The following is a 23,813-nucleotide window of genomic DNA, read 5'->3' as shown; positions in this document are numbered from 1 at the left end:
GCAAATGAACTAAATTTAATTTCAACTCAAAACAAATAAAAAACAGCCACAGATCTGTGTAAAGCCAATAATACAGTATAAATCGACCTTATCTATTTGAACTCTATTTATTAGATGTGTAATATTTATTGATTGCGCGAGCGCCTTGACCGCAAACCATCTGCGAATGAGATAAAAATGAAAAAATATGACGAATTATTGGTTTCTTTACGTAAAGTGATCCGCGCGATCGACCTCCATTCTAAGCAGTTAAATAAAATCTCCGGCCTTACCGGTCCGCAGCTATTAATTATGACTGAAGTAGCACAAACTGATGGTATTACAGCCAGTCGCATTGCCCAAAATGTAAACCTGAGTCCTGCAACTGTAACTAATATCTTGGATCGCTTAGAAAACCGCGATTTAGTGACGCGTGTTCGCAGCCAATTAGACAAACGTCGAGTGAGTCTTTACCTCACTGCAAATGGTCAAACGATTCTGCAAGCAGCACCACAACCGTTACAAGAACACTTTATTGAAAAGTTCTCAGCCTTAGACGAGTGGGAACAAAGCCAGCTACTATCATCAATGCAGCGTATTGCTAATATGATGGATGCTCAAAGTATAGATGCAGCTCCTTTATTAGAAGTTGGTGTGCTGACCCGCGCCGCTGAAGGCAAACCCACCGAATAAATAGTTTATAAAATCATATTAAACAAATGATTACCCTAGAACGCATGGTTAGTTAACTTGGGTTAAAGGTACAATTAGTCTATTCTATACAGACCTATATCAAGAATAGCGATTTATCATGCTTAAACTATCAAAGTTAGCTTTCGCGACTATGCTAGGCGCAACAAGCAGCGCCTCATATGCTTCAGACATTGATGCTATGCAAGCTCAACTTTCTCAACTCCAACAACAGATGCAGCAACTGCAACAGCAGCTTGCGGCTGAAAAAGCAAAACAAGCTAAAGTTAATCAACAGCTTGAAGAACAGACCAAGACTATCGCAAAGCAAACTCAAGATAATACCGAAACAGCCCTATCCGGAGTTAAATTTGGTGGTGCAATTCGTACCAACTACAGTCACACCTCATATGATGACGGCAATAAAAACCGTGGTGGCGATTTTGATTTTGATATTTTCCGTTTAAATGTTTCTGGCGATATTGGTGGAGTGCTGATCGGCGGAGAGATCCGCTTTTTTGATTACATGACCGCAATAAAATCAGCATGGGCAGGCTATCAATTTACTGACGACTGGCAAGTGCAAGTAGGTATCACAAAAGTGCCGTTTGGTAATGATCCTTATAACTCCCATAACTATTTCTTTAGTGCAAACTACTACGTTGGTTTAGAAGACGATCATGATTTAGGCGTGATGTTTAAACGTAAAGTAGCTGATAACTGGCAGCTCGATTTAGGTTTTTTCAAAAATGACGAACTCGGTGGTGTCGATGGTTATGTTGAAGATCGCAGCCATCGCTATTCGTACGATATTGTTGGTAGTCGCACCGTCGACGAGGGTATTTATGCCGAACCGAGCAAAGGGCTTGGTGAGTATAATACCTTTGCCGGCCGCTACGCCTATTACTTTGAACACGGCAAAGGCATGACCACAGAAGTCGGAATATCAGGCTTGGCCGGTGGCTTACATGACGGCCAAGACCGCGCAGGAAGTTACAACGCATGGGCACTGCATGTAAACAGCGTTATCAATAATTGGAATATTCAGCTACAGCATGGCGAATATGACTACAATATCGATGACACTAATCGTATCGCGGTTGGCGCATATGGGTTTTATGACTCTATTGCGACCGATGCAACCACCAGTAGCTTTAATGTCGCTTACAGCGTACCGGTTGAATGGGGTCCAGTAAGCAACCTGCAATTTTATAATGATTACAGCGCGATCTATAACAAGTCTGATGACACTGCCGATACTTGGATGAATGTTACCGGGGTATCCGTCGCGGCTGGCGGCTTGTTCACTTACTTTGATTTAGTTCATGCCCGCAATCAAGCATTTGTAGGTGGCTCTGTTGCCGGTGATAGTAATGAAACCGAGCGTCGATTTAATATTAATATTGGCTATTACTTTTAATCTTTAAAGTCAGCCTGTAATTAGGGGGGTTAGTCTTAAGAGGTTACCCCCTCATAAACTCATCCTTCATAACGCTGTAAGCAATGACTGCAAGCAATTACATTCCCATCAACTCATAATAGGATATAAAAAGAACAGCGGCATCAGGTTGAATCGCAAGCTGAGGCGCTGAACGTGGCAGAGTATAACGTCATCGAGTACAATTAACTGACAATGCTGAGTAAACTAGCAGCATATTGTTTAACGTTGCTTGCCAAGCATTTAGCCGTTTTCAACTTTATCAGGCACAAGTCTATTCATGAATTTAAAAGTAATTTTAGCCACTTATAAAAGTATTGGCTATCAACTATTAGGACTAGCCTTGGTTGGGCTGGGAATTATAGGTATTGTTTTACCTGTGATGCCCACCACTATTTTTTTCATTTTGGCATTAGCGTGCTTTACTCGCTCGTCCCCAAAACTCGCTGCTTGGTTACTCAATCATCCTCGTTATGGCGTAACCTTACGCCATTGGCAAAAGTACAAAGTAGTACCCGTAAAGGCGAAGTGGTTTGCGGGTATTGGTATGTCACTTGGCTTTATTGTATTGCTGCTTTGTGCACCGCCGTGGTGGGTTTTACTGCTGGTAGCCTGCATCGAAATAGCGGTTATGATTTATTTACTCTCTCGCCCTTCAAAATACCTACCAATGTAAATTTCGTAAATAATGTTGTGATAACTAATGCAAATCATTACCATGTAGATAATATTGCTTAACTACTAAATTATTTATGCCGTTAATAAATAAACGAACTTTATATAGTACCAGTCGTGCGTTGCATATTTATCTATCAACAGCATTGCTGTTTTTGCTTATTTTATTTGCTGTCAGTGGGATTGTACTTAATCATGTTGATTGGCTAGAAGGCGATAAAAGTGATGGGCAACTAACCACATCACTCCCAAGTGCATTACTTGAGCAGGGCCAAGAAAACCTAGCAACCTTACCCATTTTATACCCTGAAATAGAAGCTTACTTAGCCAACCAATATGGCTTAACTAAAGTAAAAAGTATCGACTGGGAAAAAGAAGATGCACTCGTGATGCTCGACTACCCGCTGCCTGCAGGTTTTGCCTTCGCAGAACTTAATTTCATCAGTGGCGAACTGAATCTCGAATATCAAACTGGCGGCTTTTTAAGCTTAATTGGCGATTTACATAAAGGCCGTCATAGCGGCGAAGCATGGAGCTGGGTGATTGATATATCAGCCGTGTTAATGATTTTTTTTGCTATCACCGGGATGATTATTTTATTTCAAAATAGAAAAAAACGCTTAGTAGGAATATGGCTAACAGTGCTTGGGGTCGCAACACCAGCAGTCATTTATTTATGCTGGGTTCCGCAACTAAAAGGAGTGTCTTAATGCTAAAACTTAATACCTTAATAAGCGCTGTTGTTTTATTTACAGCAGCTTTGTTTCAACCTCATGCGAATGCCGCTGAACTTGAAATAGAACTAACCCTACCTGATCTAGACGTACAACCTTACCATCGACCTTATGTCGCGGTTTGGCTAGAAACCCCAGAGCGTAAGCATGTAACCACGGTTGCCTTATGGGTTGAAAAAGCAGAATGGTTTAAAGACTTACGCCAGTGGTGGCGTAAAGCCGGAAAAAGTGACGCTAACTTTGATGGTGTAACAGGTGCAACAAAGCGCCCAGGTACTTACACCATTAACTGGAATGGCACAGATCTAGATGGCAAAGCCGTAGCTGCAGGCAAGTATTTACTTAATTTAGAAGTCGTTCGCGAAGAAGGTGGCCGTGATTACACCCGTGTAGAACTTGATCTAAATAAAGACGGCAAGATCACCATCGATGGCACCAATGAATTTTCACAAAGCTTCGTCACCATTAAAAGTCAGTAAATGTAGCTGCTAAAACAATTTAAATAAGGAAAGACTATGAAAATCAATTTACTTAAAAGCGCATTTATCGGCGCACTTACTTTCACTGCCCTAGCATCTAGCTATGCCAATGCACATGCTCGCTGGTTAGTGCCTTCGCACACATCTCTTTCAGGCGACAAAGCACATTATGTGATGATCGATGCCAGTATTTCGAATGAAATTTTCGCACCAGATAAAGCATATCGTCCAGCACAAAAAGGCGCGGAATATGATGATAATCTGATTATGGCAATCGGCCCTGATGGCAAACCAGTTAGCGATAAAATTCGTGCATATTATCTGCAACGTAAAAATTCAGCGGCGGTAAAACTAGCTGGGGAAGGTACTTATCATATAACGATGAGCCAAGAACCACGACTAATGACTTTTTATAAAGATGCCAAAGGCGAACGTGGCCGTGTATTTGGCCCTAAAGACAGTAAAGATATCCCAGCTGATGCAACCGATATTAAAACCACAAAATCGATTGCAACGGTAGATACATTTGTAAGCCGCAACGGCACCTCAAAACCTGCGCTACTTGGTCAAGGCTTAGAGATCAGCGGCCCGACTCATCCTAATGATTTATTTGTTGGTGAAGAGGCACGTTTTCAGTTATTAAAAGACGGTAAACCTGCTGCCAACATAGAACTTGCCATCTTAAAAGGTGATACACGTTATCGTAACGAACGTGGCGAAGTTAAAGTAACCACAGATAAAAACGGCTTTTTCACTAACACATGGCAACACCCTGGACTATACCTTATTGAAGCAAGTGTGAGCGAAGGTTCAACTGAAAAAGGTATCGATAGCGTACGTTATTCATTATTTACTACCTTAGATGTAGCACCTGAATAAAACCCCTCATTAAAAATAAAGGCCAAGTAACTTAGCTTGGCCTACAACTCGAAATAAACACATAAACAACTTAGCGCCAAAATTTTTCTAAAATTTGAATTTAATTCTTTTATTTTCCCTCTTTTGGGTTCATATTATAAACAATTAAATTAACATAACTATAAAATATTTAACGGAAATAAATATTATGAAAAATGGACTTTATACCAATCTAATTCAAACCAGAAATAATCCTCATTTAAATTTAATAGCAAGCACTACAGGCTTAGCTTTACAGTACCACTAAACACAACAAAACCAACAACAAGGAAAGTAATATGAAATGGAGTTTTTTAATCCAGCTAGCTTTGATCCTAACTCTCACAGCCTGTGGCTCAGGAGGTGGTGACTCAGAAAAAAAACCAACCAATAAAGTCACTAACAATAAACCCGTTGCCATGATCAGTGCACCAACCGGTGAAATGCGGGTAAATACCGCGCTAACATTTAGCGGTACAAAAAGCAGCGATCCCGACGGCGATTCATTAGTTTATAAATGGCGCTTAACCACTGCAGACGGACAAAATGAGATCGCTCTTGCTGTTGATAATGAAAATAAAGTTGAAGTATCACTTGCTGAAGCAAAGAGTTATAAACTAATTTTAGTTGTGAGCGATGGCAAACTTTCGAGCGCCCCAGTTGAAAAATTAATTGAAATTAAAGCCGATCCAACGCAATTAATTGCTCATGCAGGACTTACTCAAACAGTAAAACAAGGTGATGTGGTTGCATTAAATGGTGCGCTAAGTAGCACATCTAACGGTGTAATAAATAAATACTTATGGCAGTTTACGGCAAAGCCTCTTACCAGCAATGCAATCATAGAAAATAATAATAGCGTTACCAGCAAATTCATTGCAGATAAAACAGGTGCTTACGCAATAAAGCTAACCATTACTAATTCACTGGGCGAAACAGCAAGCAACGAGGTAATGATAAAAAGTGAGTCTTTATACGAAAATTCAGCTCCTCAAGCGGTTATTAAAGTACAAAATAAAACCGTCGCTCCTCGCAGCATAGTCACATTAGATGGCAAGCAAAGCAGTGACCCTGATCAAGGTGATACACTAAGTTATCTGTGGACTATTACCGCACAACCTGCCGATAGCAACCCGACACTCACTGATAACTTAAGCAATACCGCAGGCTTCTCTTCTTTAGACCTCGGTGAGTACACGCTCTCACTAACAGTTAAAGATCAATATGGTGAAACTGATACCGCCACAGTTACTTTAACTGTAGAGATAGCAAATCAAGCTCCTATTGCACAACTTGTAGCTGAGAGAAACATTAACTTAGCTGAAACTATTACTCTGCAATGCGAACAATGCAACGATCCTGAAGGGCAACCCTTAAGCTACCTTTGGCAGATAAAAAGCAGACCTGAGAATAGTAAAGCGCAGCTAATCCAAGGTACGACAGCAACCCCTTCTATCAGTGCTGATATTGAAGGTGATTATGTGATCACATTAATCGTATCAGACGGACAGCTTAATTCTGAGCAAGTAATAAGCGTTCTTCACGCTCAAGCCAATGCAAAACCAACAGCGATTATTGCTGATGTAGCACCTATTTTAGTCGATGAAGAAATTCAACTTGATGGCTCACAAAGCACAGATCCTGAAGGCAAAGAGCTTACCTACCAGTGGGAAATTTTATCGCCATTAGGACGTGCTACGCTTTCTAACACAGACGTTGCTAAACCTTACTTTAAAGCATCAGGTGCAGGAAGTTTTGTTATTTCGTTACGTACCAATGATGGTAATAAAGACTCCGATACGCAAACAATCACTATCATAGTTAGAGACAATGCAAAGCCAGTCATTATTTCTAAAGGCGAACAATTACGTCAGGCTTTTGTTGGTAATATAGTAACATTTGATGTTAGCCAAAGTTACGACCCTGAAGAGACCAATCTTAATTATACTTGGGGGCTTACCAAGCCTAATGAGTCAAATGCAGCACTGGTAAACATAAAAGATGGCGTCGCTGAATTTACCCCTGATATTATAGGTAGCTATAATGTTACTGTTACTGTTACTGATGCTGAGGGCAATGCAGCTGTAATGGAGTTTGCGATCTCTGCTACCGATCCCGCTTTACTAACAGGCATAGTTAAAGGACAAATTACCAACGTAGCTAAAGTTGGTATCAATAACGCTATACTGATGATAAATGGTAAGCAGCATACTACAAATAGCAGCGGCTTCTTTGAGGCAATAGTTAGTGTTGAACAGGGCGCAACTGTTAGTATTTCTACAGCAGATGAAAGACTGGCAACTAGCGAGTATAGTTCAGCAGCGATAACACAAAATGATTTTATCATTAATATTAATCAAACAAGCCTACCGGTTTTTCAAGATGTAGAAGTCTCTGTATTCGTCTGTCCTGATTTTACTGGACCCGACACCGTAAATCTGCGCTTTAAAATGATCGATACTATTTTAACGTCGAATAGTTTTCAGGCTCAGTATGATGAAACCAAGCCTTTGATATTACAAAAAAGTAATAACACATATCTAGATAGCACACTAAATATTGCACTCCCTGTAACTGCAACATATGAAATAACCGTGGTTGAAGACAATGTGCGCAATACATCTTATTCAAGTACTGCTATTTACTACTCTCAGTCGCCCCCAAACTTAGCGATAATCACCATTTGTAATAATTAGAAAAAACTAAGCCACTTCACGCGTGTTGAAGTGGCTTAGCGTACCTTCCAGATCCAATCTAAAGAATATTAAGAACAACCCTAAATTTGGTATTTTTGACCACTTATTCGCTATACTTATCTGATAATAAAAATAAAAACCAATAAAAACAAATCATTAAATTTTGGCTTTGTTTTTGCTATAAATTAGCAAATCGTAAAATATAATTAACAATGAGAAAATAAATAATGATCAACAAACCTCTTTCTTTGCTAGCCAAAGCCCTTCCTATTGCCACTAGCCTATTGTTTCTCAGTGGCTGTATTGTGCATGTTTCAACCTCGTCAGCCAATATACAACAACAGCAGCAACGCTCAATATCAGCGTCACAATTACAGCAACTAAGTATTAATGCTGAGGCGGGTTCACTTAAAGTGATCGGCTCAACCACAGCAACTAACATCAGCGTAGATGCCACTATTTATACAGCAAAAAGTGATGACCCTTACATACTTACTCTGGAACAAAAAGGCGATAAAGCCGTACTTATAGCAAAAAATTATAGTTCATCAGGAATAGTGGTATATCAAGGTAATTCACCCAGTATTGATTTAGTTATTACTGTGCCAAGCTCATTTAACCTTGAGATTGACGATGACTCTGGCGATATAGATATTGCTGGTGTACTAGGTAATATCATTATAGATGACGACTCAGGGAGCATTCGTATTGATCAAGGTCATCACGTCACAATTGACGATGATTCAGGGGATATCGATCTGCAAAATATTACTGGTAATGTAGAGATCAGTGATGACTCTGGCAGTATTACTGCACGTAACGTTGCTGGCAATATGACTATTGAAGATGATTCGGGTGATATAACCCTTACTAATATCACTGGCAGCGTAGATATTGACGATAACTCTGGCAGCATCAATGCCAAAACTCTAGGCAGTTACATCACCATTGAAGATGAATCGGGTGATATTTATGTTGAACATGTAAATGGCCTAGTCACCATTGAGGATGGCTCAGGCAGTATTCGTGTTAACGACAGTAAAGGTCTCACCATCATTGACGCTGGCTCTGGTGATTTGAGCATCGATAATATCAACGGCCCAGTAAAACTTAACTAACTCTTGATGTAAAACGGCCAAGTAATTGGCCGTTTTTTACTGTCTAATTTTGTGTTGTCGGTCGTGTGATCACAACAACTGCTATGTTTTGCTAATCGCAAATACCCTCAGCGTCTTATCGCAATGCTTGATGAGCGTAAATGTGTCGTCGCTAGTTTCCCTACCTGCGGTATTTTGCATTAAAAACATCAACAAGTAATAGTAAGCACTGTTTACTACGCATAAAGCTCCTTTTAGTGCCATACAACACACCATTAAAATTCTTTAAAAAAGAATGTTAATGCCTATTTTTACTAATTTTCGTTCTTTTAACCTGAGTATATTATTAATCAAGCATCAATAGTGACACTCGAAATTAAGTGATCATCTATTGTTAGGGCTATAACTTATGTATTCAATTAATCGAATCAACGTGACTCTGCTTGGTCACCTTTAAGGAGCAAAACATGGCTAAAATACTCAACCCAACTGAACATGATATTGGTGGCTTAAACGTAAAGCGCGTACTGCCTAATTTTGATAAAAAAATGGTGGGACCATTTATCTTTTTTGATCACATGGGACCAAACGATTTTCCTGTTGGCCAAGGGATCAATGTTCGCCCTCACCCGCACATAGGCTTATCAACACTCACTTATTTATTTCGCGGCAGCATTTTACATCGCGACTCGCTAGGTAATAATTTAGAAATCCACCCAGGCGATGTGAACTGGATGACGGCAGGTAAAGGCATTGTTCACTCAGAACGAGAAAGCTTTGAAGTGCGCGCTAACCCGCATCATATTGACGGCTTACAATGCTGGATTGCGCTACCAGAAAATATGACTGAGATTGAGCCTTCATTCACCCATATAAAAAAACAGCAACTACCACACATAATTCATGAAGGTATCATGATGCGCTTAATTGTTGGTGAAGCTTACGGATTAAGCTCCCCAGTTAAAACCTACTCCCCCATGTTTTATATTGATGTGGTTGGCAGCGCCAATAGTCAAATTAAGTCGCCTAACCCACAGCAAGAAACCGCGTTATATGTTATTTATGGAAGCGTTACCGTGGGTCAACAGGATTATCAAGCAGGTGATTTTATCCTACTTGATAACCTCGATACTGATATTCACTTTGCCAGTGATGCACGCTTTATTTTGCTCGGTGGCGATAAATTTGAAAAAGTCCCATACTTGCATTGGAACTTTGTTGCTTATAGCAAAGAACGCTTAGAGCAGGCAAAACAAGACTGGCAAACTCAACGTTTCCCAAAAATCTCTGGTGACGATAAAGAATTTATTCCGCTATAGTAAACAGTATTTTAAGGCATAATAAGTTAGCCAGTATTAGCAAAGGACAACTATGTTAGAGATCGCATTAATTTATTTAGCCGCAGCCATTGTTGCGGTGCCTATCGCAAAACGCCTTGGGTTAGGCTCCGTACTCGGCTATTTGCTGGCAGGTATTTTAATTGGCCCGTATTTGCTGGGGTTAGTGGGCGATCAAACGTCTGTTATGCACTTTGCTGAATTTGGTGTAGTAATGATGCTGTTTTTAGTCGGCCTTGAACTACAACCAGCAAGGCTTTGGAAGTTACGCCACTCTATTTTAGGGCTTGGGGGTTTGCAAGTAACCCTAACAGCCGCGGTAATTTTTGCAATTTGTTATTGGTTTATGGCCATGCATTGGCAAACAGCACTAGCAATTGGTTTAATGCTCGCGCTTTCTTCAACAGCAATTGTGCTACAAAGCCTGGAAGAAAAAGGTTGGCTGAAAAATGAAGCCGGCCAAAATGCGTTTTCGGTACTGCTATTTCAAGATATTGCCGTTATTCCTATTTTAGCATTACTACCATTATTGGCGTTTGAGCCAATGTTAAATGCCACCAGCACGCATAATTCGCTAACTGCTGATTGGCCAGTTTGGGGGCAAGTAACCGCCTCAGTAACAGTGATCGCGGCAATTATTTTAGCTGGTAAGTATATTTCTGCGCCGCTATTTAGGTACATTGCTGAAACCAGAATGCGGGAAATATTCACTGTATTTGCGTTATTTTTAGTGGTAGCGATTGCGCTGATTATGCAAAATGTTGGCTTATCTCCAGCGTTAGGGACTTTTTTAGCTGGTGTGGTACTGGCAGAAAGTGAATTTCGTCATGAGTTAGAGGCCGATATAGAACCCTTTAAAGGACTGTTATTAGGATTGTTTTTTGTCGCTGTCGGTGCCTCTATCGACTTTGCATTGTTATTTAATCAATTTACTTTAGTGGTTACATTGGTTGCCGCTTTAATTGTTGTAAAGGCCGCTGTTTTGTATGCCTTAGCACGAACTTTTAAAATTCATCATACCCAGCAACTGTTATTCACTTTAGCCTTAGCACAAGGTGGTGAGTTTGCTTTTGTGCTCCTGACGATGACTAATACATTGCAAATTTTAACCCCAGAACAAAGCAACTTAACCACCTTAGTCGTGGCCATCTCAATGTTAATAGCCCCTTTACTATTAATGCTTTACGACACATTACAAAAACGTAGCAACACAACAACAAAACCTGAGTTTGATAAACCAGAGCAGATAAGCCCAGCCAAACACGTAATCATTGCTGGGTACGGCCGTTTTGGACAAATTATGGGGCGCTTACTGAGCACCCAAGGGTATGATATTAGTGTCCTTGATCACAGTCCTAGCCAAATTGATCTGCTGCGCCGCTTTGGTAATACGGTGCATTATGGTGATGCAGCACGTAAAGAACTACTCGAAGCCGCTGGAGCTGATACCGCACAATTACTGGTTATTGCTATTGATAATGCCGACAAAACTCTCGAAATAGTTAAACTTGTCCGCAAACACTTTCCGCACTTAAAGATTGTGGCGCGCGCTAAAGATCGTCGCCATGCTTACCAATTACTTAATTTGCACGTTGATGCGTTTAACCGAGAAACCGTTGACTCTGCCATCAACCTTGCCGTTGAAACCCTAGAACTATTAGGAAATTCAAAAGAAGACTCGCAGCGCGCAGGACACTTATTTAGAGAGCACGATCGTGCCTCAGTACTGCAACTAGCAAAACTGTGGGGCGATGATCACAGTTATGGTGTAGCTGTACGCCAACGTACTGAAGATCTAAAACAAGTACTCAATCAAGATAAACGTGCCAGAGAATCACTCAATACCTGTGACCAAGGTGACTGCGAGGACAACCATAAAGATGCTTAAAATAACTTTAGAGCAATGGCGTATGTTTAGGGCTGTGGTTGAACATGGCGGTTTTAATCAAGCATCACTAAAAATTTATAAAAGCCAATCAAGTATTCACAATGCTGTTGGTAAAATTGAGACCGCTTTAGGTGTTAAGTTATTTACTATTGAAGGACGTAAAACCGTGATCACCGAAGCTGGTGAGATGATGATGCGCCGCGCTAATTACCTACTCGATGAAGCCGCCAAAATAGAAGCAATTGGGCAGACTCTCAGTGAGGGGATTGAAAGCAAATTACGTATTGCTGTTGATGAAGTTTTTCCGCAAGCACTGCTTTATAAAGTACTCAACAATACCTCGGCAATGTATCCATTATTACGTATTGAATTATACGAATCAGTACTGACTGGCGCGAATGAATTACTAGAGAACACCAGTGCCGATATTGCAATATCGGGATTCACTGGCAAAGCCGGGTTTAGTGAAGAGTTGTGCAATATCGAGTTTACTGCTGTTGCGCACCCAGATCATGCGTTACATAGCATCACCCGACCTATCACCCTTGAAGATTTAAAATCGCACCGACAAATTGTGGTACGCGATTCAGCCTTACACAATAAACAAGACGGTGGCTGGTTAGGTGCCGACCAGCGCTGGACAGTAAGCCATATGCGGACTTCCATTGATATGATCAGCAACGGCTTAGGCTTTGCTTGGCTACCTAGCACAGCGATTACCAATCAGTTAGCACAAAATCGGCTCAAGCCCCTTAATCTTAGCCACAATAGTAAGCGCAGTGCCATGCTACATTTACTATTTAAAGACGGTGATCGCCTTGGCCCGGCAGCGCGCACATTCATTGGCGAGTTACGATATCAAGTAATGCAGGCTGATCTTGATTGCTAATCAAGGGCTTTCATTCTATTAATTAGAACAAATAGTCCTTTTAAAAGCGATTTTAATCTTCCTTATAAAACTTATACTGCTATTCAAATTAGCGTTTAATCAGGAGTTAAGTTATGCACTACATACGCAAAGCCAGCGAGCGCGGCCAAGTTGATCTTGGTTGGTTACAAAGTCAGCATAGTTTTTCATTTGGCCATTACCATGATCTAAAACACATGGGGGTGTCAGTACTTAGAGTGATCAACGAAGATAAAGTACTTGCAGGCCAAGGCTTTGGCACTCACGGACACCGAGATATGGAAATAATTTCCTATGTCATTTCAGGCGCATTAAAACACCAAGACAGCACTGGTAATGAATACATTGTTCCTGCTGGTGACGTGCAACGGATGAGTGCCGGTAGTGGCATTATGCACAGCGAATATAATGCTTCAAATTCAGCAACAGCGCACTTTTTACAAATTTGGATACAACCCAAATTGCGTGGTATAGCCCCTAGCTATGAGCAAAAAAGTATTCCGCAAACAACTCAGCTTACACCACTTGTTACACCAAATGGCGAACACGGCAGCGTGAGCATCAACCAAGATGCTAGTATCTATCGTTTAAAACTTGATGCGGGTCAATCGCATACATTGCAAACAGCGGATAGAAAAGGTTATTTGCATATTATCTGCGGGCATATAGACGCAAACAAGCAAAATTTTAGTAACGGCGATGCCTTTGCACTAAATCGCAATGAACGGGTAATATTAACAGCCACCAGCAGCTTAGAAGCGCTGTGGTTTGATCTACCAGCATAAAGTAAATAATCAGTAAGTAGAAAAACCAATGACAGTAACAACCCTCTCTATCATCGCATTTGTCGTATTGCTCACCGGCGTGTCAAAATCAGGCTTTGCAGGAGCGCTTGGAGTGTTTAGTGTCCCTTTACTAATGCTAGTGATGCCCCCCGTTGCCGCAATCGGTTTGATGCTACCGGTACTTATTGTTGCCGATGTCTTTAGTTTAAAAAGTTACTGGCAACAATGGGATATACAGCAACTTAAACGCTTACTACCGGGTTTATTGGTAGGCGTAGTTATTGCACATGCGTTAATTGGCTGGTTAGATGCGGCGTTTATAAAAACAGCGATTGCTATTTTATGTATAGTGTTTGCTATTCGCAGTTTAGCCTTTAGCAAGTTTACTTTGAATGCCTTAAATAGCCGTTTAGGTGCCTTCTCTATGGGCGGTTTAGCCGGTATTGTAAGTACCTTAGTACATGCTGGCGGCCCACCTTTAATAATGTATTTCAGTACCATTAAGTTACCACCGAAACGATTTGTCGCAACTGTGGCGATTATTTTTGCGATGATGAATGCCGTCAAGCTTATTGGCTTTATTAGTCTGGGTTTAATCGAAATAAAGTGGGCATTAATTGCACTTGCCAGCTTGCCGATTGCTTTTTGTGGTAATCGTTTAGGGATCTGGTTGCAGGGCAAACTCAATACTTCACAGTTTCTGAAAATAATGAATGTACTACTCTTGTTGCTGGGTATTTGGTTGTTAGTGATGTGATCTGGCTAGTTAAACATTTCGTAGTTAGGTAAACTGATTCAACAAACGCTATTTAAGGCTCTATTTTGTTAAATAACCAACCACTTCGTAAACCCTTCTCTGTACTGGTTGTTATTTATAAAAAAAATAAAGACTGTTTACTGATCCAACGTACCGATGATGCTAACTTTTGGCAATCAGTCACCGGCGGGATTGATGAAGGCGAAACGCCTATTGTGACAGCTTACCGTGAGCTATTAGAAGAAACAGGGATAGATGCCCGCGCACTGGGTTTAACAATACGTGATCACCAAAAAACCAATCAATATACCATTAGAGAGTCATGGCGACACCGCTATCAAGCCAATGCGTTAATTAATACTGAGTATGTTTTTAGTATTTGCGTACCCGATGATATCGCCATTACTTTAGATCCGAATGAGCACACTGATTTTATTTGGCTAACGCAACAACAAGCGGCTGACAAAGCCTGGTCGCCAAGTAATCGCGATGAAATCTTGGCGTTATAGTTTATTTAATTGTTATCAATTAGGTTAACTGCTTACTTGTAGCACTTATTGAAACAACAAGCCCATATTGATTGCTTGTGGCAACCACATCATTGCGTCTGAGGTTAACTCATCGCTAGAAACCTCTAGCTGTAATGCTGTTTGCTTAATCGCCATATTAAAGCTACTTCCTTGTATACAAAAACCGAGTAGCAAATACTGCCAATGAGCTAAAGACCAGACTCTAAATCTATAATGTATACGTGTTAAAGCAAGGTAACATGGTTGCTGAATAGGTAAAATCAACTCATCAGGCATTACTTCTAATTTTGCTATGCAGGCTTCAATTTGTGAAATGAGCTCTAAAATAGGGTAATCTAATGTTATTACTCGCAAACAAGGCGCCGCTTGAATATCAGTATTATTTACTAAACACGTGAGCATTTGCTGTTCGATAGAAAGCTCGGTTGCCGTTACATTTTTTTCAAGACCTTGGGCTACTAACACCTCAGACTTGGTGCGTTCAAATAAGGCTATTTGAGCAGGTAAATCGACCATAGTTTGTTGAGCAACATCGATTATACCTTGTGGTTTAGTTTGTGCTAAAAATTCGGCGAATTGCTCACCTAAATAATATAGACTCCAACTTTTAGAAGGCACCGTCACAATAAATGCTTTAGCAAATGTGGAAAATAACGTATCTCCCATATACTGCGCCAACAATGAAAACTCACAACGTAAACAATCCACAAGCCTTAGCACATAACCTGCAGCGTAAATATCTACTCGCTGCTGGGCTGAAATTTTATCTGTACTTTTAATTAGCGTATCAAGCATAACGCCATCATGCGCATATGCCTGTAAGAGTTTATCATCCAAATCACCACGAACAATTAATACTGTTTGCAACCAATGCTGCACTTGCCTCAATGAATGTTCACTCATAATTTCTCTTTAGCTAAAACCAGCGGTGTAGAAATACAACCTTGTTGGTGGTTATTTTGTACTGGAGCATGAGGAATTTGACCCGCTAATACAGTTTTAGCTTTGTTTAACTCAGCGACTAATTCAGGAAACGCAGGAATATTTGCATCCCATTCCAGTAAAGTCGAGACAGGCCCACATAAAGATTGCGCGAGTTGATACAATTCCCATACAGGTTCAGGAACTGGTTTATCATGGGTATCTATCAAACAATGCCCGCTGAGTGTTGGCCCCGCCAAATGCATTTGCACAATACTTTTAAGCGGTAAGTTTTTTATATATGTCCTTGGGCAAAAACCGTGATTATACGCCGACACATAAACATTATTAACGTCTAGCAGCATAGCACACTGTGTTTGTTCGACCAGCTGCGTAAAAAACTCCGGCTCCGTGAGCGACGAGTTTTGAAACTCTAAATAAGTAGAGGGGTTCTCCAGCACTAATGGCCGCTGTAAAAAGTCTTGTACCTGATTAACCCGGTTAATAACATGCTTTAAGCTTTCCTCAGTAAGCGGCATAGGTAGTAAATCGTGGCTATTTACTCCTGCAAAGCCTGTCCAACATAGATGATCTGATATCCACGCTGGTTTTACAAAATCCGCCAATGCTTTTAACTTTTCTAAATAGTCAAAATCAAGCGCAGAGCTACTGCCTATATTCATAGACACACCATGCATAACAATAGGGAAATCAGCCATCAATTGTTCTAATACATGACGGCCATAGCCATAATTATCGATGTAATTTTCACTAATGATCTCAAACCAATCAACCCCTGTTACTGGTTTTTGCATTAAGTACGGATAATGCTCACTGCGCAACCCCAAACCAAAGCCTAGCGGGTTTATTTGCTCAATAGCAGAAGCAGCAAAAGGCTGCTTCTGTATGTATGATGTCATGTATTCAATCCAATTAAGTTGAAGGCGGAAGCGCTAAGCGAATATCATCTGCAGGTGGCGGCGTAGTTTGCACTCCTTTTGCATTACAATAGGCCTGCCACGCGATACTGTAAACCGCATCACCTTCTTTAAATGGCATTTGCTCTAGAACTTTACCTGTTTCTGGGTCGGTATATGGTTTAGCCGTAGATGCATAGTCTGGTCCATCACCAAATTCAAATAATTGCATCTGGGGTTTTGCTGATGGCTCTTTTGGGAATAGCTGCGAGGCAGAAATCGGCACAGCACAACCACCTAAATTATTACATTTGTTATTTGCAGGAGCGCTAAATGGACCATCAGCAGGGGCGCTACCACCACAGCTTCCTCCCGGTGTTGTGCTATGCACAAACCCACACCCACCTTGCGCTTTGCAATTGTTCGAACCTTTACAGCTGTGGAACACTGTTGCGGGAGGTAAATTATTTGAATTTTCTTTTGTATAATCCATACCTTGGCACGCATGGTATAAAACATCCTTAGACATATCCGCAATACCCGCAACCAGATCTGGAGCCTGCCCTGTTGTAGCCCAACAAATAGATACTCGATCGCCCGAACCACCCATTGCAGGACCTGGAAACTCAGTCGTTTTACCACCCCAATAGCGATCCAATGCTGTGGTAAGTCCTTTTAAAGTGCCAACCGCTGATTCACTAAAAATTTGATGTGTTTGTGCACGACGTTCAGGGCTAGAAAACAAATTATTCAATGCTTTTTCTACATCAACTACAGCAGGTAAATCTGGGTGCTTATGCTTAGCCTTATCGCCACCTTGCGGGTTAAGCATTGCTACTGTAAATTTACCGCACAAGTTATGCCACGTTTGCCAGGTCATATACACTTGGGCCGCGTTGTTATCACTGTAAGATTGACCCTCTTGGTATTCATATTGAATAATCAAATCAAGTACATCAGCAAAGGTAATAAAATGATCTTTTTTAGTATTTGTAATACGTGCGCATGCAATACCAGATACAGGAAGTGGCTTTTGCCCAGCGCTATCCGCTGGGTAATCTTCTTTTAGGTTATCAGCATTAGGTTGAAACTTAGCAGCGACCTGATGATCATCTGCCTCAATCGGTGTGCTTTTCAATGCTACCGTTTGTTGCTGCAAATACGTTATTACCCAACTCTCTGCCGCCCAGCGGCTGCAGATTTCAGAAACAACACCTTTACCTTCACCTTGATCCGTTATTGCATTGATATTATTAACAATTTCAATTTTTAACTTATCTAGATCATTACTTTCATTGATTGAACCATTAATCCCCGGGTATTGCGGTTTATATTCGGCTGAGTCACGAGTATTAAAGTAATCACGTTGCACGGAATCAGGTTTAGCTGGATTCACCAAAATATCAATTAAGCTACTACCATCCTCATACACAATTTCAAGATAGTCCCAATAACAGCAATACATATGCCCGATAGAACCAAACATAGGTAAATCAACTTCTGTATCTGTTGCTTTAAACCAATCAAAAGGAGCTGTTTCAAAGTATTTAGGGCGAACGCCATCTAAATCTTTATTGATTATTAATTTTTTTGCACTTTCCTCGGTTTCTTCAATCAATAAAAACAGTAAAGCCTGCTCTTTTGTCAATGCCGCTGCATTGACTCGCATATCTTGTAGTGTTTGACCCTGAAAGTGAGTTGTAAAGTATTCTTTCACTTTAGGGCTAAGTTTTGATAAATCACGGCTGCAGTCTTTAAAATCTAAGATATGCGGGATTTGCGTTGTATCGTCATAACAATGCCAACCAAACTTTTCTGTTTGCAGTGCATTACTGGTAAATGAAGGAGTTAGATTTAGTTTACTGGCGATATTAGAAGCCAACTGTAAATGCAGCATTTCTTCTATAAACACACTATAAACAGCATTAAACGCCTGTTCATTTACGCTCAGTGGCTTGCTGGGTTTTGGCGTTGGAGTAATATCTAATTTTGCTATTCGTTCATTAGGAATAAAGCCTGCTGTTGCCCCTAACCCAGGCCATAAACGCTCGGGATACAAGCCTTCATCCCCACCTATTGCATGCATGCCTTGTATTGAATACAGACCTGTCATATATAACGGGATGGTAAATAACTCAACGTTAATCGCAGCTTGTGCGATGGCTTTTATACACGCAATATCAGCGTCTTTGTAACTTACGGGACGCTCTTTAATTTTTTTGTATTGTTTGATGCTGACTTTAAGATCAAGATCGAGGTTAATCCTTACCGCCTTTTGTGCACTCTGCATTTTCAATTGCTCCATGATGACAGTTATATGCGACCAAGAAACTTGTCGCGTAAGTCAAATGAGTGTAGAAGGTTTCATCAGCGATGCAGTATTACAATACATTACAAAAGTAGATATTTGGTACAGAAGTAAAACTAATACTTTATTCAAAAACAGTAAAAAGCGCGTTGATAAGCACATTAAAGTGGCGTCCGTTCACCCAACAAGCATTATGCTGTTTCGGCTCAGTAATATCGTTTACCCGCTAGTAGCAATCATTTTACTGCGAATATTTACCTCTATCGGCATCATTGTAGATTTGCAAGTAAGATTTAATACTGAATACCCTTGTTATACCCAGCCCCAAAAGCTAGGTATAACAAGTGGATAAATAGCCGGCGCTATAACCGCTGTTTGTTACTATAAATACTTTAACCAAGGTTTATTTGCTTTGCGCTTATAGTGACTAAATGCCTTAGTTGGCCAATATAAAGTAACGGCTAACACAACCGTAATTAACCAAATCCATGTAATATCATTTACGGCAAAATATGCACCATGATTAGCACCAAAAATAGCACTGCAAATTGTGTATAAAATCAATAAAACGTAAAGATGAAAAATATAAAAGAACATCGGCACCGAGCCATACACTCTTAAAGCATTACTAAAGCGATTTAACGGACGCTCAAAAAACCATAAGCCAAAAAACATCAGCGCTAAAGTGATTAATAAAAAGCTCAGTGAAGGTGGATATTTGGTAACGTTAAATATCGACATAGCCGTTTGCACTGCTGTTGAAAACTGCTGCCAAGGTAGCGTTTCGCCATAGATATTTAAGCCGCGTAAAATAGCAAATAACGCTATACACGCTAAGCCCAAACCAATCAGCCACTGTTTACGATCTTCACTGTCTCGATTATGTGCGTACAGTGGGCCTGCGCAGTAACCAAGTAATATAACCCCAATCCAAGGTAATACTGGGTAACTGATTTTGACATTAACTAAACCACCTTCAGAGATAAAGCCGCGATCGTGCAGAATAGTCCATAAGGTATAACCCCACTCATCAGGACTGAAGGTAATTGGTGTGAGTAAGTTATGGCCAAAAACGATCAATAAACCCAATGCTAACAATAGTCGTTGCGGTAAGTTAATTAGTAATGCCAGAGCCAACATACACAGGCCAATAGCCCATATCACTTGTAGAAAAATAGTCGGGATAAACCAAATCCACAAAAAGCAAATAACCGTAACTTCAAGGGCAATTAAAAACAACCCCCGCTTAACTAAAAAACTACGTGCAGAGCGTACTTTACCTGAGCTTGGGTGGCTATAAAGCCACGCCGAAAGCCCTGTTAAAAAGATAAAGGTTGGCGCGCAAAAGTGCGCTGCAAAACGGCTCCAAAACAGCCCTGGAGAGGTAACGTCAACATCCATTGGGTCTAATACCGACATTTGCGAGAAAAAACGCTCTCGCACATGATCAAGTAACATTAATAAGATAACCACGCCACGCATGATATCGATGCTATGAATACGGTTTTTAACTTGTTCAGAAGTCATATGTTATACCCAATTTAAACTGTGTTGGTGCACCAGGGTAGGCCCATAATGCATTGTAGCTACTGGCTATGTAGCTTTCATCAAATACATTATCAACATTAAGTGAAACATTTGTCCGTTCAGTCGCCTGCCATTGAGCAAATAAACCCACCAGCTGATAACTTGGTAAGTTAAAAGATAAGTTTACTGGGTCGCCTAGTCGCTCTGAAATATATTGATAATGACCACCAAATTTAATGTCTTGCTCAAGTACACGGGTATTGTGATTTAAAGAAAGCGAAAAATTATTTTTTGGTACGTTAACTAACGGGCTACCTTTAGGAATAGGCTCTAACCAATCAACATTAATCATGTCTTTGGCTGTTTCAGCCTTTACGTAAGCATACGAAAGTGTGTACTGAGTGTTTTCACCTAAACTACCAGTCAGATCAACCTCAATACCTTTACTGGTTACTTTACCAATAGGTTTTGAATAACCCTTATCGTCAGCCACCAACATGTTGCCTTTGCTAGCATCAAATAAAGCGATGGTACCGCTAACGTTGTCAAAGCCGAACTTCACACCCACTTCAAAGGAATCACTTTCTTCAAAACCAAACGATTTACCCTGAGCGTCAGTACCACTTAAAGGTATAAACCCTTCGGAATAGCTGGTATAAAGGTTAATCGCATCATTTAGCTCATATACCATGCCTAGCCGTGGGCTAAGTCGATTCATCGTGCTATCTGAAGCAACACCTGACTTAGTCTCGAAAATATTCTGCTCAATTTCATCAAACCGCAATCCCAGCATTAATTTAAAACGCTCGGTAAGGTCTAACTGATCTTGTACATAAATACCGTATGCCTTTTGCTTTTCATTGTTTTCATACAGTTGCGCAACATCGGGGCCTTGCCCTTCACTGTAGTTTGGCTGATAAATATTTAATGTGTACGTATCTTTACCACCACGATAACGATAAAGCCCAGTGCGAAGCTCATAGTCATACCCATCAACACCAATCAAAACATGGTTAGTGATATCAGCAAGATCAAAATGACCACTTAATTCTGCGCGTACTGACAAATCATCAGAGTAATAATCTCTATAACGGTGTTGACGCGTAAGCATAGGATTATCTAAAGACAAAGTCTGTCTTGAAGGAGATAGTTCAGCATCAGACGAAAAACCTGTTAACGTAGCGGTACGATGGTTAGCGCCCAATAAGAGTGACCAGTCGCGATTAAAGTCATAGTCATAATTAAGTTGGTGTCCGCGAGAGTGCACTTTAGTTGGCGCATCATTAGGGTTACCTAAAAAACGGCTTCTAGGTACGGTGTCAAAATTATCGTTAAGTACAACAATACCTCGGTCATACATTTGCTGCTGGTCAACGTACTCAAACTCATACGTTAATGACGATTTATCATTGATGCTGTAATACACCGAAGGCGTGATCACAAACTTATCATGATGTACGTGATCTCGAAAACTGTCACTATCTTGCCATGCACCATTAATTCGAAATGCAATATCTTCAGTTAGGCCGTTAGTGTAATCACCTTGCACACGTTTATGATCATCACTGCCAAGTTCAGCTTTTAACTGGCCTTGCTGATAGAACTGTGGTTTTTTAGTAATGATATTAATTGTACCGCCTGGTTCAGAGCGACCATAGAGTGCAGAACCAGGACCTTTTAACACTTCAATATATTCAATGTTAGATACATCACGTGGGCCCGCAAAACCTCGCCCACCACTAAAGCCATTAATTAAATAGCCTGATGGCATATTTTCATTACCCGATAGCCCCCTTATAGAGTAGCTATCCCACAATGCCCCACCATTATTTTTGCGAGAAATACTGGCAGAAAAATCAAGTGCATCCCTGAATTTAGTGATGCCATTATCAACCATCATTTCTTTACTTAATGTGGTAATTGACTGCGGCAGCTCTTTAACAGGAATATCTCCTCTAAAGGCTTGTTTATGTGCAATTGTGATGGTTTCTATATCTGATTCTGTGGCATTAGAGCCAAAAGAGAGTGCTGCAAAGGCAAGAGTTAATGCTGAGTACTTCATGATCCACTTTAATGATTGCTAGTCTTGTTTGGATATAATATAACATAATTGCAAAGCAGTGATACAATATAACGTTCAATTTAATAAAAAATAATACCAACCCTAAATGCTATGGTGTCAGCTACTCTGCAACTTGTTCGTAAATGGCATTGGCCTGAGCAAGAGCAAGCGACTAACCTCACTATGCGCTTTGATTATTACTTTGACAAAGATGTCACTCGTGACGAAATAATTAGCCACTGTATTAAGCAATCAAAGCAACTGTGCAGTTAATTTATTTTGATCAGTATATTGAGCCTAAGGCCTGTATTGCCTACAATGGCACACAATATATTCAATGCAGATCACAATTATGACTGATACAAATAAACCAGAATTACCAGATCAACTTTCGATCAACCCACGTAGCAAATTTTATGTAGAAGAAGTATTCGAGCATGAAATCGGCATTACACTTAACGGCAAAGAGCGTTTTGACGTTGAAGAGTACTGCATCAGTGAAGGTTGGATCAAAGTAGCCGCACCTAAAGCACTAGACCGCCGCGGCCAGCCATTACTTATGAAAGTAAAAGGCACAGTAGAAGCGTTTTATAAGTAACCGCTAAATAATTGAAAAAGCCGACTTTTGTCGGCTTTTTCATCACTGATTTTTACTTAGCGCTAGATAACGCTATAACATTACTTTAATACCTTTTTGCACTCGGCTCTATTTAAACTCATTGATACCTTGGCAATTAAAAGCCGTTACCTTATAAAAAACTCAACAGGTACAACAAGCTCAAGATTATTGCCTGCGATACCATTTGGTATGGCGGGTAATGGCTGTGCGCGTTGTAACATTTTGAGGGCTTCATCATCCAGTGCTGGGTAACCCGATGTTTGCTCTATGCGGCTTGTGACGATCATACCGTCACGACCAACTATAAAGTATACGATTACAGTGCCTTGCTGGCGTCTACTTTTAGCTATTCTTGGGTATTCTTTGTGCTTTTCTAGCCATGTTAATAAGGTCGTTGCATAGTTTTTTTTGTTTGCAAAACTAGCATTAATAGCCCCCTTGTTAAGGGGGGAGCTTTGCGTATTCGTTGCAACTTTTTTATTACTAGAGACAACGCTCTCTGCATTTATTGCTAAGCTTGCACCCTCTGCACCTTGGGCTGGTTTCTCTAGGGGCTTAGATTCTGGTTTA

Annotated in this window: 22 protein-coding genes; 16 read left to right on the top strand and 6 right to left on the bottom strand. The window is 40.5% G+C overall.

The window, feature by feature from the left end; all coding sequences use genetic code 11:
- The first annotated feature begins 177 nt into the window (after nt 1-177).
- The 14 genes from H5200_RS15440 (at nt 178) to nudB (ending at nt 14,868) form a co-directional block, all read left to right on the top strand.
- The gene (locus H5200_RS15440; protein ID WP_182761797.1) at nt 178-672 is read left to right on the top strand and encodes a MarR family winged helix-turn-helix transcriptional regulator; all 495 of its coding nucleotides are present in this window, start codon (nt 178-180) and stop codon (nt 670-672) included.
- Nucleotides 673-790: 118 nt separating this feature from the next.
- A complete protein-coding gene (locus H5200_RS15435; protein ID WP_145240207.1) occupies nt 791-2,089 on the top strand; it encodes a porin in 1,299 nt (432 codons plus the stop codon).
- Between the two features lie 298 nt (nt 2,090-2,387).
- On the top strand, nt 2,388-2,783 hold the full coding sequence (locus H5200_RS15430) for a YbaN family protein (RefSeq protein ID WP_145240205.1): 396 nt from the start codon (nt 2,388-2,390) through the stop codon (nt 2,781-2,783).
- Between the two features lie 76 nt (nt 2,784-2,859).
- A complete protein-coding gene (locus tag H5200_RS15425; protein WP_149982265.1) occupies nt 2,860-3,492 on the top strand; it encodes a PepSY-associated TM helix domain-containing protein in 633 nt (210 codons plus the stop codon).
- Entirely contained in the window at nt 3,492-3,995 is a 504-nt protein-coding gene (locus H5200_RS15420; RefSeq protein WP_145240201.1) for a DUF2271 domain-containing protein, read from the top strand. The genes H5200_RS15425 and H5200_RS15420 overlap by 1 nt, the downstream gene beginning before the upstream one ends.
- Before the next feature lie 36 nt (nt 3,996-4,031).
- Nucleotides 4,032-4,874, top strand: coding sequence for a DUF4198 domain-containing protein (locus tag H5200_RS15415; protein WP_182717530.1), 843 nt, complete (start codon nt 4,032-4,034; stop codon nt 4,872-4,874).
- 317 nt (nt 4,875-5,191) lie between these two features.
- Nucleotides 5,192-7,588, top strand: a complete 2,397-nt coding sequence (locus H5200_RS15410) for a PKD domain-containing protein (RefSeq protein WP_182761796.1) — start codon at nt 5,192-5,194, stop codon at nt 7,586-7,588.
- Nucleotides 7,589-7,815: 227 nt separating this feature from the next.
- Entirely contained in the window at nt 7,816-8,706 is an 891-nt protein-coding gene (locus tag H5200_RS15405) for a DUF4097 family beta strand repeat-containing protein (RefSeq protein WP_145240195.1), read from the top strand.
- Between the two features lie 446 nt (nt 8,707-9,152).
- The gene (locus tag H5200_RS15400; RefSeq protein WP_182761795.1) at nt 9,153-10,004 is read left to right on the top strand and encodes a pirin family protein; all 852 of its coding nucleotides are present in this window, start codon (nt 9,153-9,155) and stop codon (nt 10,002-10,004) included.
- A gap of 52 nt (nt 10,005-10,056) precedes the next feature.
- Nucleotides 10,057-11,910: a monovalent cation:proton antiporter-2 (CPA2) family protein gene (locus tag H5200_RS15395; RefSeq protein WP_145240191.1), complete on the top strand. Its 1,854-nt coding sequence runs from the start codon at nt 10,057-10,059 to the stop codon at nt 11,908-11,910.
- A complete protein-coding gene (locus tag H5200_RS15390) occupies nt 11,903-12,799 on the top strand; it encodes a LysR family transcriptional regulator (protein WP_149982269.1) in 897 nt (298 codons plus the stop codon). Before H5200_RS15395 ends, H5200_RS15390 begins: the two co-directional genes overlap by 8 nt.
- Nucleotides 12,800-12,912: 113 nt before the next feature.
- Nucleotides 12,913-13,602: a pirin family protein gene (locus tag H5200_RS15385; protein WP_182717534.1), complete on the top strand. Its 690-nt coding sequence runs from the start codon at nt 12,913-12,915 to the stop codon at nt 13,600-13,602.
- Nucleotides 13,603-13,630: 28 nt separating this feature from the next.
- Nucleotides 13,631-14,359: a sulfite exporter TauE/SafE family protein gene (locus tag H5200_RS15380; protein WP_182717535.1), complete on the top strand. Its 729-nt coding sequence runs from the start codon at nt 13,631-13,633 to the stop codon at nt 14,357-14,359.
- A 65-nt stretch (nt 14,360-14,424) separates the two neighbouring features.
- Nucleotides 14,425-14,868, top strand: a complete 444-nt coding sequence (nudB, locus tag H5200_RS15375) for a dihydroneopterin triphosphate diphosphatase (protein WP_182717536.1) — start codon at nt 14,425-14,427, stop codon at nt 14,866-14,868.
- A gap of 45 nt (nt 14,869-14,913) precedes the next feature.
- On the opposite strand, the gene H5200_RS15370 is transcribed toward nudB, so the two are convergent.
- From H5200_RS15370 to H5200_RS15350, 5 genes are all read right to left on the bottom strand, one after another.
- The gene (locus H5200_RS15370; protein ID WP_149982273.1) at nt 14,914-15,792 is read right to left on the bottom strand and encodes a DNA-binding domain-containing protein; all 879 of its coding nucleotides are present in this window, start codon (nt 15,790-15,792) and stop codon (nt 14,914-14,916) included.
- Nucleotides 15,789-16,730 carry a DUF692 domain-containing protein gene (locus tag H5200_RS15365; RefSeq protein ID WP_149982274.1) on the bottom strand — a complete coding sequence of 314 codons (942 nt, stop codon included), beginning with the start codon at nt 16,728-16,730 and terminating at the stop codon, nt 15,789-15,791. Before H5200_RS15365 ends, H5200_RS15370 begins: the two co-directional genes overlap by 4 nt.
- A gap of 13 nt (nt 16,731-16,743) precedes the next feature.
- Entirely contained in the window at nt 16,744-19,017 is a 2,274-nt protein-coding gene (locus H5200_RS15360; protein ID WP_259399221.1) for a ferritin-like protein, read from the bottom strand.
- 399 nt (nt 19,018-19,416) lie between these two features.
- The gene (locus tag H5200_RS15355) at nt 19,417-20,562 is read right to left on the bottom strand and encodes a DUF1624 domain-containing protein (protein WP_182761793.1); all 1,146 of its coding nucleotides are present in this window, start codon (nt 20,560-20,562) and stop codon (nt 19,417-19,419) included.
- Nucleotides 20,552-22,624, bottom strand: coding sequence for a TonB-dependent siderophore receptor (locus tag H5200_RS15350; protein ID WP_182761792.1), 2,073 nt, complete (start codon nt 22,622-22,624; stop codon nt 20,552-20,554). Before H5200_RS15350 ends, H5200_RS15355 begins: the two co-directional genes overlap by 11 nt.
- Nucleotides 22,625-22,735: 111 nt before the next feature.
- Between H5200_RS15350 and H5200_RS15345 the strand changes: the two genes are divergently transcribed.
- Together H5200_RS15345 and H5200_RS15340 are read left to right on the top strand one after the other, a co-directional pair.
- The gene (locus H5200_RS15345; RefSeq protein ID WP_182717542.1) at nt 22,736-22,897 is read left to right on the top strand and encodes a hypothetical protein; all 162 of its coding nucleotides are present in this window, start codon (nt 22,736-22,738) and stop codon (nt 22,895-22,897) included.
- 79 nt (nt 22,898-22,976) lie between these two features.
- Nucleotides 22,977-23,222 carry a DUF3297 family protein gene (locus H5200_RS15340; RefSeq protein ID WP_149982278.1) on the top strand — a complete coding sequence of 82 codons (246 nt, stop codon included), beginning with the start codon at nt 22,977-22,979 and terminating at the stop codon, nt 23,220-23,222.
- A 146-nt stretch (nt 23,223-23,368) separates the two neighbouring features.
- On the opposite strand, the gene H5200_RS15335 is transcribed toward H5200_RS15340, so the two are convergent.
- Nucleotides 23,369-23,813 (bottom strand): energy transducer TonB (locus H5200_RS15335; protein WP_182761791.1); only part of this gene is annotated, 445 nt, incomplete at its 5' end.

It is taken from the genome of Pseudoalteromonas sp. SG43-7, assembly GCF_014164295.1.
Classification (GTDB): Bacteria; Pseudomonadota; Gammaproteobacteria; order Enterobacterales; family Alteromonadaceae; genus Pseudoalteromonas; species Pseudoalteromonas rhizosphaerae.
The sequence above is the reverse complement of the archived record's forward strand: the minus strand, read 5'-3'. Positions and strand labels throughout refer to the sequence as shown.

Excerpts from the sequence above, each read along its gene's own strand:
- H5200_RS15440 (WP_182761797.1), top strand. The coding sequence starts at position 178 with ATGAAAAAATATGACGAATTATTGGTTTCTTTACGTAAAGTGATCCGC.
- H5200_RS15435 (WP_145240207.1), top strand. The coding sequence starts at position 791 with ATGCTTAAACTATCAAAGTTAGCTTTCGCGACTATGCTAGGCGCAACA.
- H5200_RS15430 (WP_145240205.1), top strand. The coding sequence starts at position 2,388 with ATGAATTTAAAAGTAATTTTAGCCACTTATAAAAGTATTGGCTATCAA.
- H5200_RS15425 (WP_149982265.1), top strand. The coding sequence starts at position 2,860 with ATGCCGTTAATAAATAAACGAACTTTATATAGTACCAGTCGTGCGTTG.
- H5200_RS15420 (WP_145240201.1), top strand. The coding sequence starts at position 3,492 with ATGCTAAAACTTAATACCTTAATAAGCGCTGTTGTTTTATTTACAGCA.
- H5200_RS15415 (WP_182717530.1), top strand. The coding sequence starts at position 4,032 with ATGAAAATCAATTTACTTAAAAGCGCATTTATCGGCGCACTTACTTTC.
- H5200_RS15410 (WP_182761796.1), top strand. The coding sequence starts at position 5,192 with ATGAAATGGAGTTTTTTAATCCAGCTAGCTTTGATCCTAACTCTCACA.
- H5200_RS15405 (WP_145240195.1), top strand. The coding sequence starts at position 7,816 with ATGATCAACAAACCTCTTTCTTTGCTAGCCAAAGCCCTTCCTATTGCC.
- H5200_RS15400 (WP_182761795.1), top strand. The coding sequence starts at position 9,153 with ATGGCTAAAATACTCAACCCAACTGAACATGATATTGGTGGCTTAAAC.
- H5200_RS15395 (WP_145240191.1), top strand. The coding sequence starts at position 10,057 with ATGTTAGAGATCGCATTAATTTATTTAGCCGCAGCCATTGTTGCGGTG.
- H5200_RS15390 (WP_149982269.1), top strand. The coding sequence starts at position 11,903 with ATGCTTAAAATAACTTTAGAGCAATGGCGTATGTTTAGGGCTGTGGTT.
- H5200_RS15385 (WP_182717534.1), top strand. The coding sequence starts at position 12,913 with ATGCACTACATACGCAAAGCCAGCGAGCGCGGCCAAGTTGATCTTGGT.
- H5200_RS15380 (WP_182717535.1), top strand. The coding sequence starts at position 13,631 with ATGACAGTAACAACCCTCTCTATCATCGCATTTGTCGTATTGCTCACC.
- H5200_RS15370 (WP_149982273.1), bottom strand. The coding sequence starts at position 15,792 with ATGAGTGAACATTCATTGAGGCAAGTGCAGCATTGGTTGCAAACAGTA.
- H5200_RS15365 (WP_149982274.1), bottom strand. The coding sequence starts at position 16,730 with ATGACATCATACATACAGAAGCAGCCTTTTGCTGCTTCTGCTATTGAG.
- H5200_RS15360 (WP_259399221.1), bottom strand. The coding sequence starts at position 19,017 with ATGCAGAGTGCACAAAAGGCGGTAAGGATTAACCTCGATCTTGATCTT.
- H5200_RS15355 (WP_182761793.1), bottom strand. The coding sequence starts at position 20,562 with ATGACTTCTGAACAAGTTAAAAACCGTATTCATAGCATCGATATCATG.
- H5200_RS15350 (WP_182761792.1), bottom strand. The coding sequence starts at position 22,624 with ATGAAGTACTCAGCATTAACTCTTGCCTTTGCAGCACTCTCTTTTGGC.
- H5200_RS15345 (WP_182717542.1), top strand. The coding sequence starts at position 22,736 with ATGGTGTCAGCTACTCTGCAACTTGTTCGTAAATGGCATTGGCCTGAG.
- H5200_RS15340 (WP_149982278.1), top strand. The coding sequence starts at position 22,977 with ATGACTGATACAAATAAACCAGAATTACCAGATCAACTTTCGATCAAC.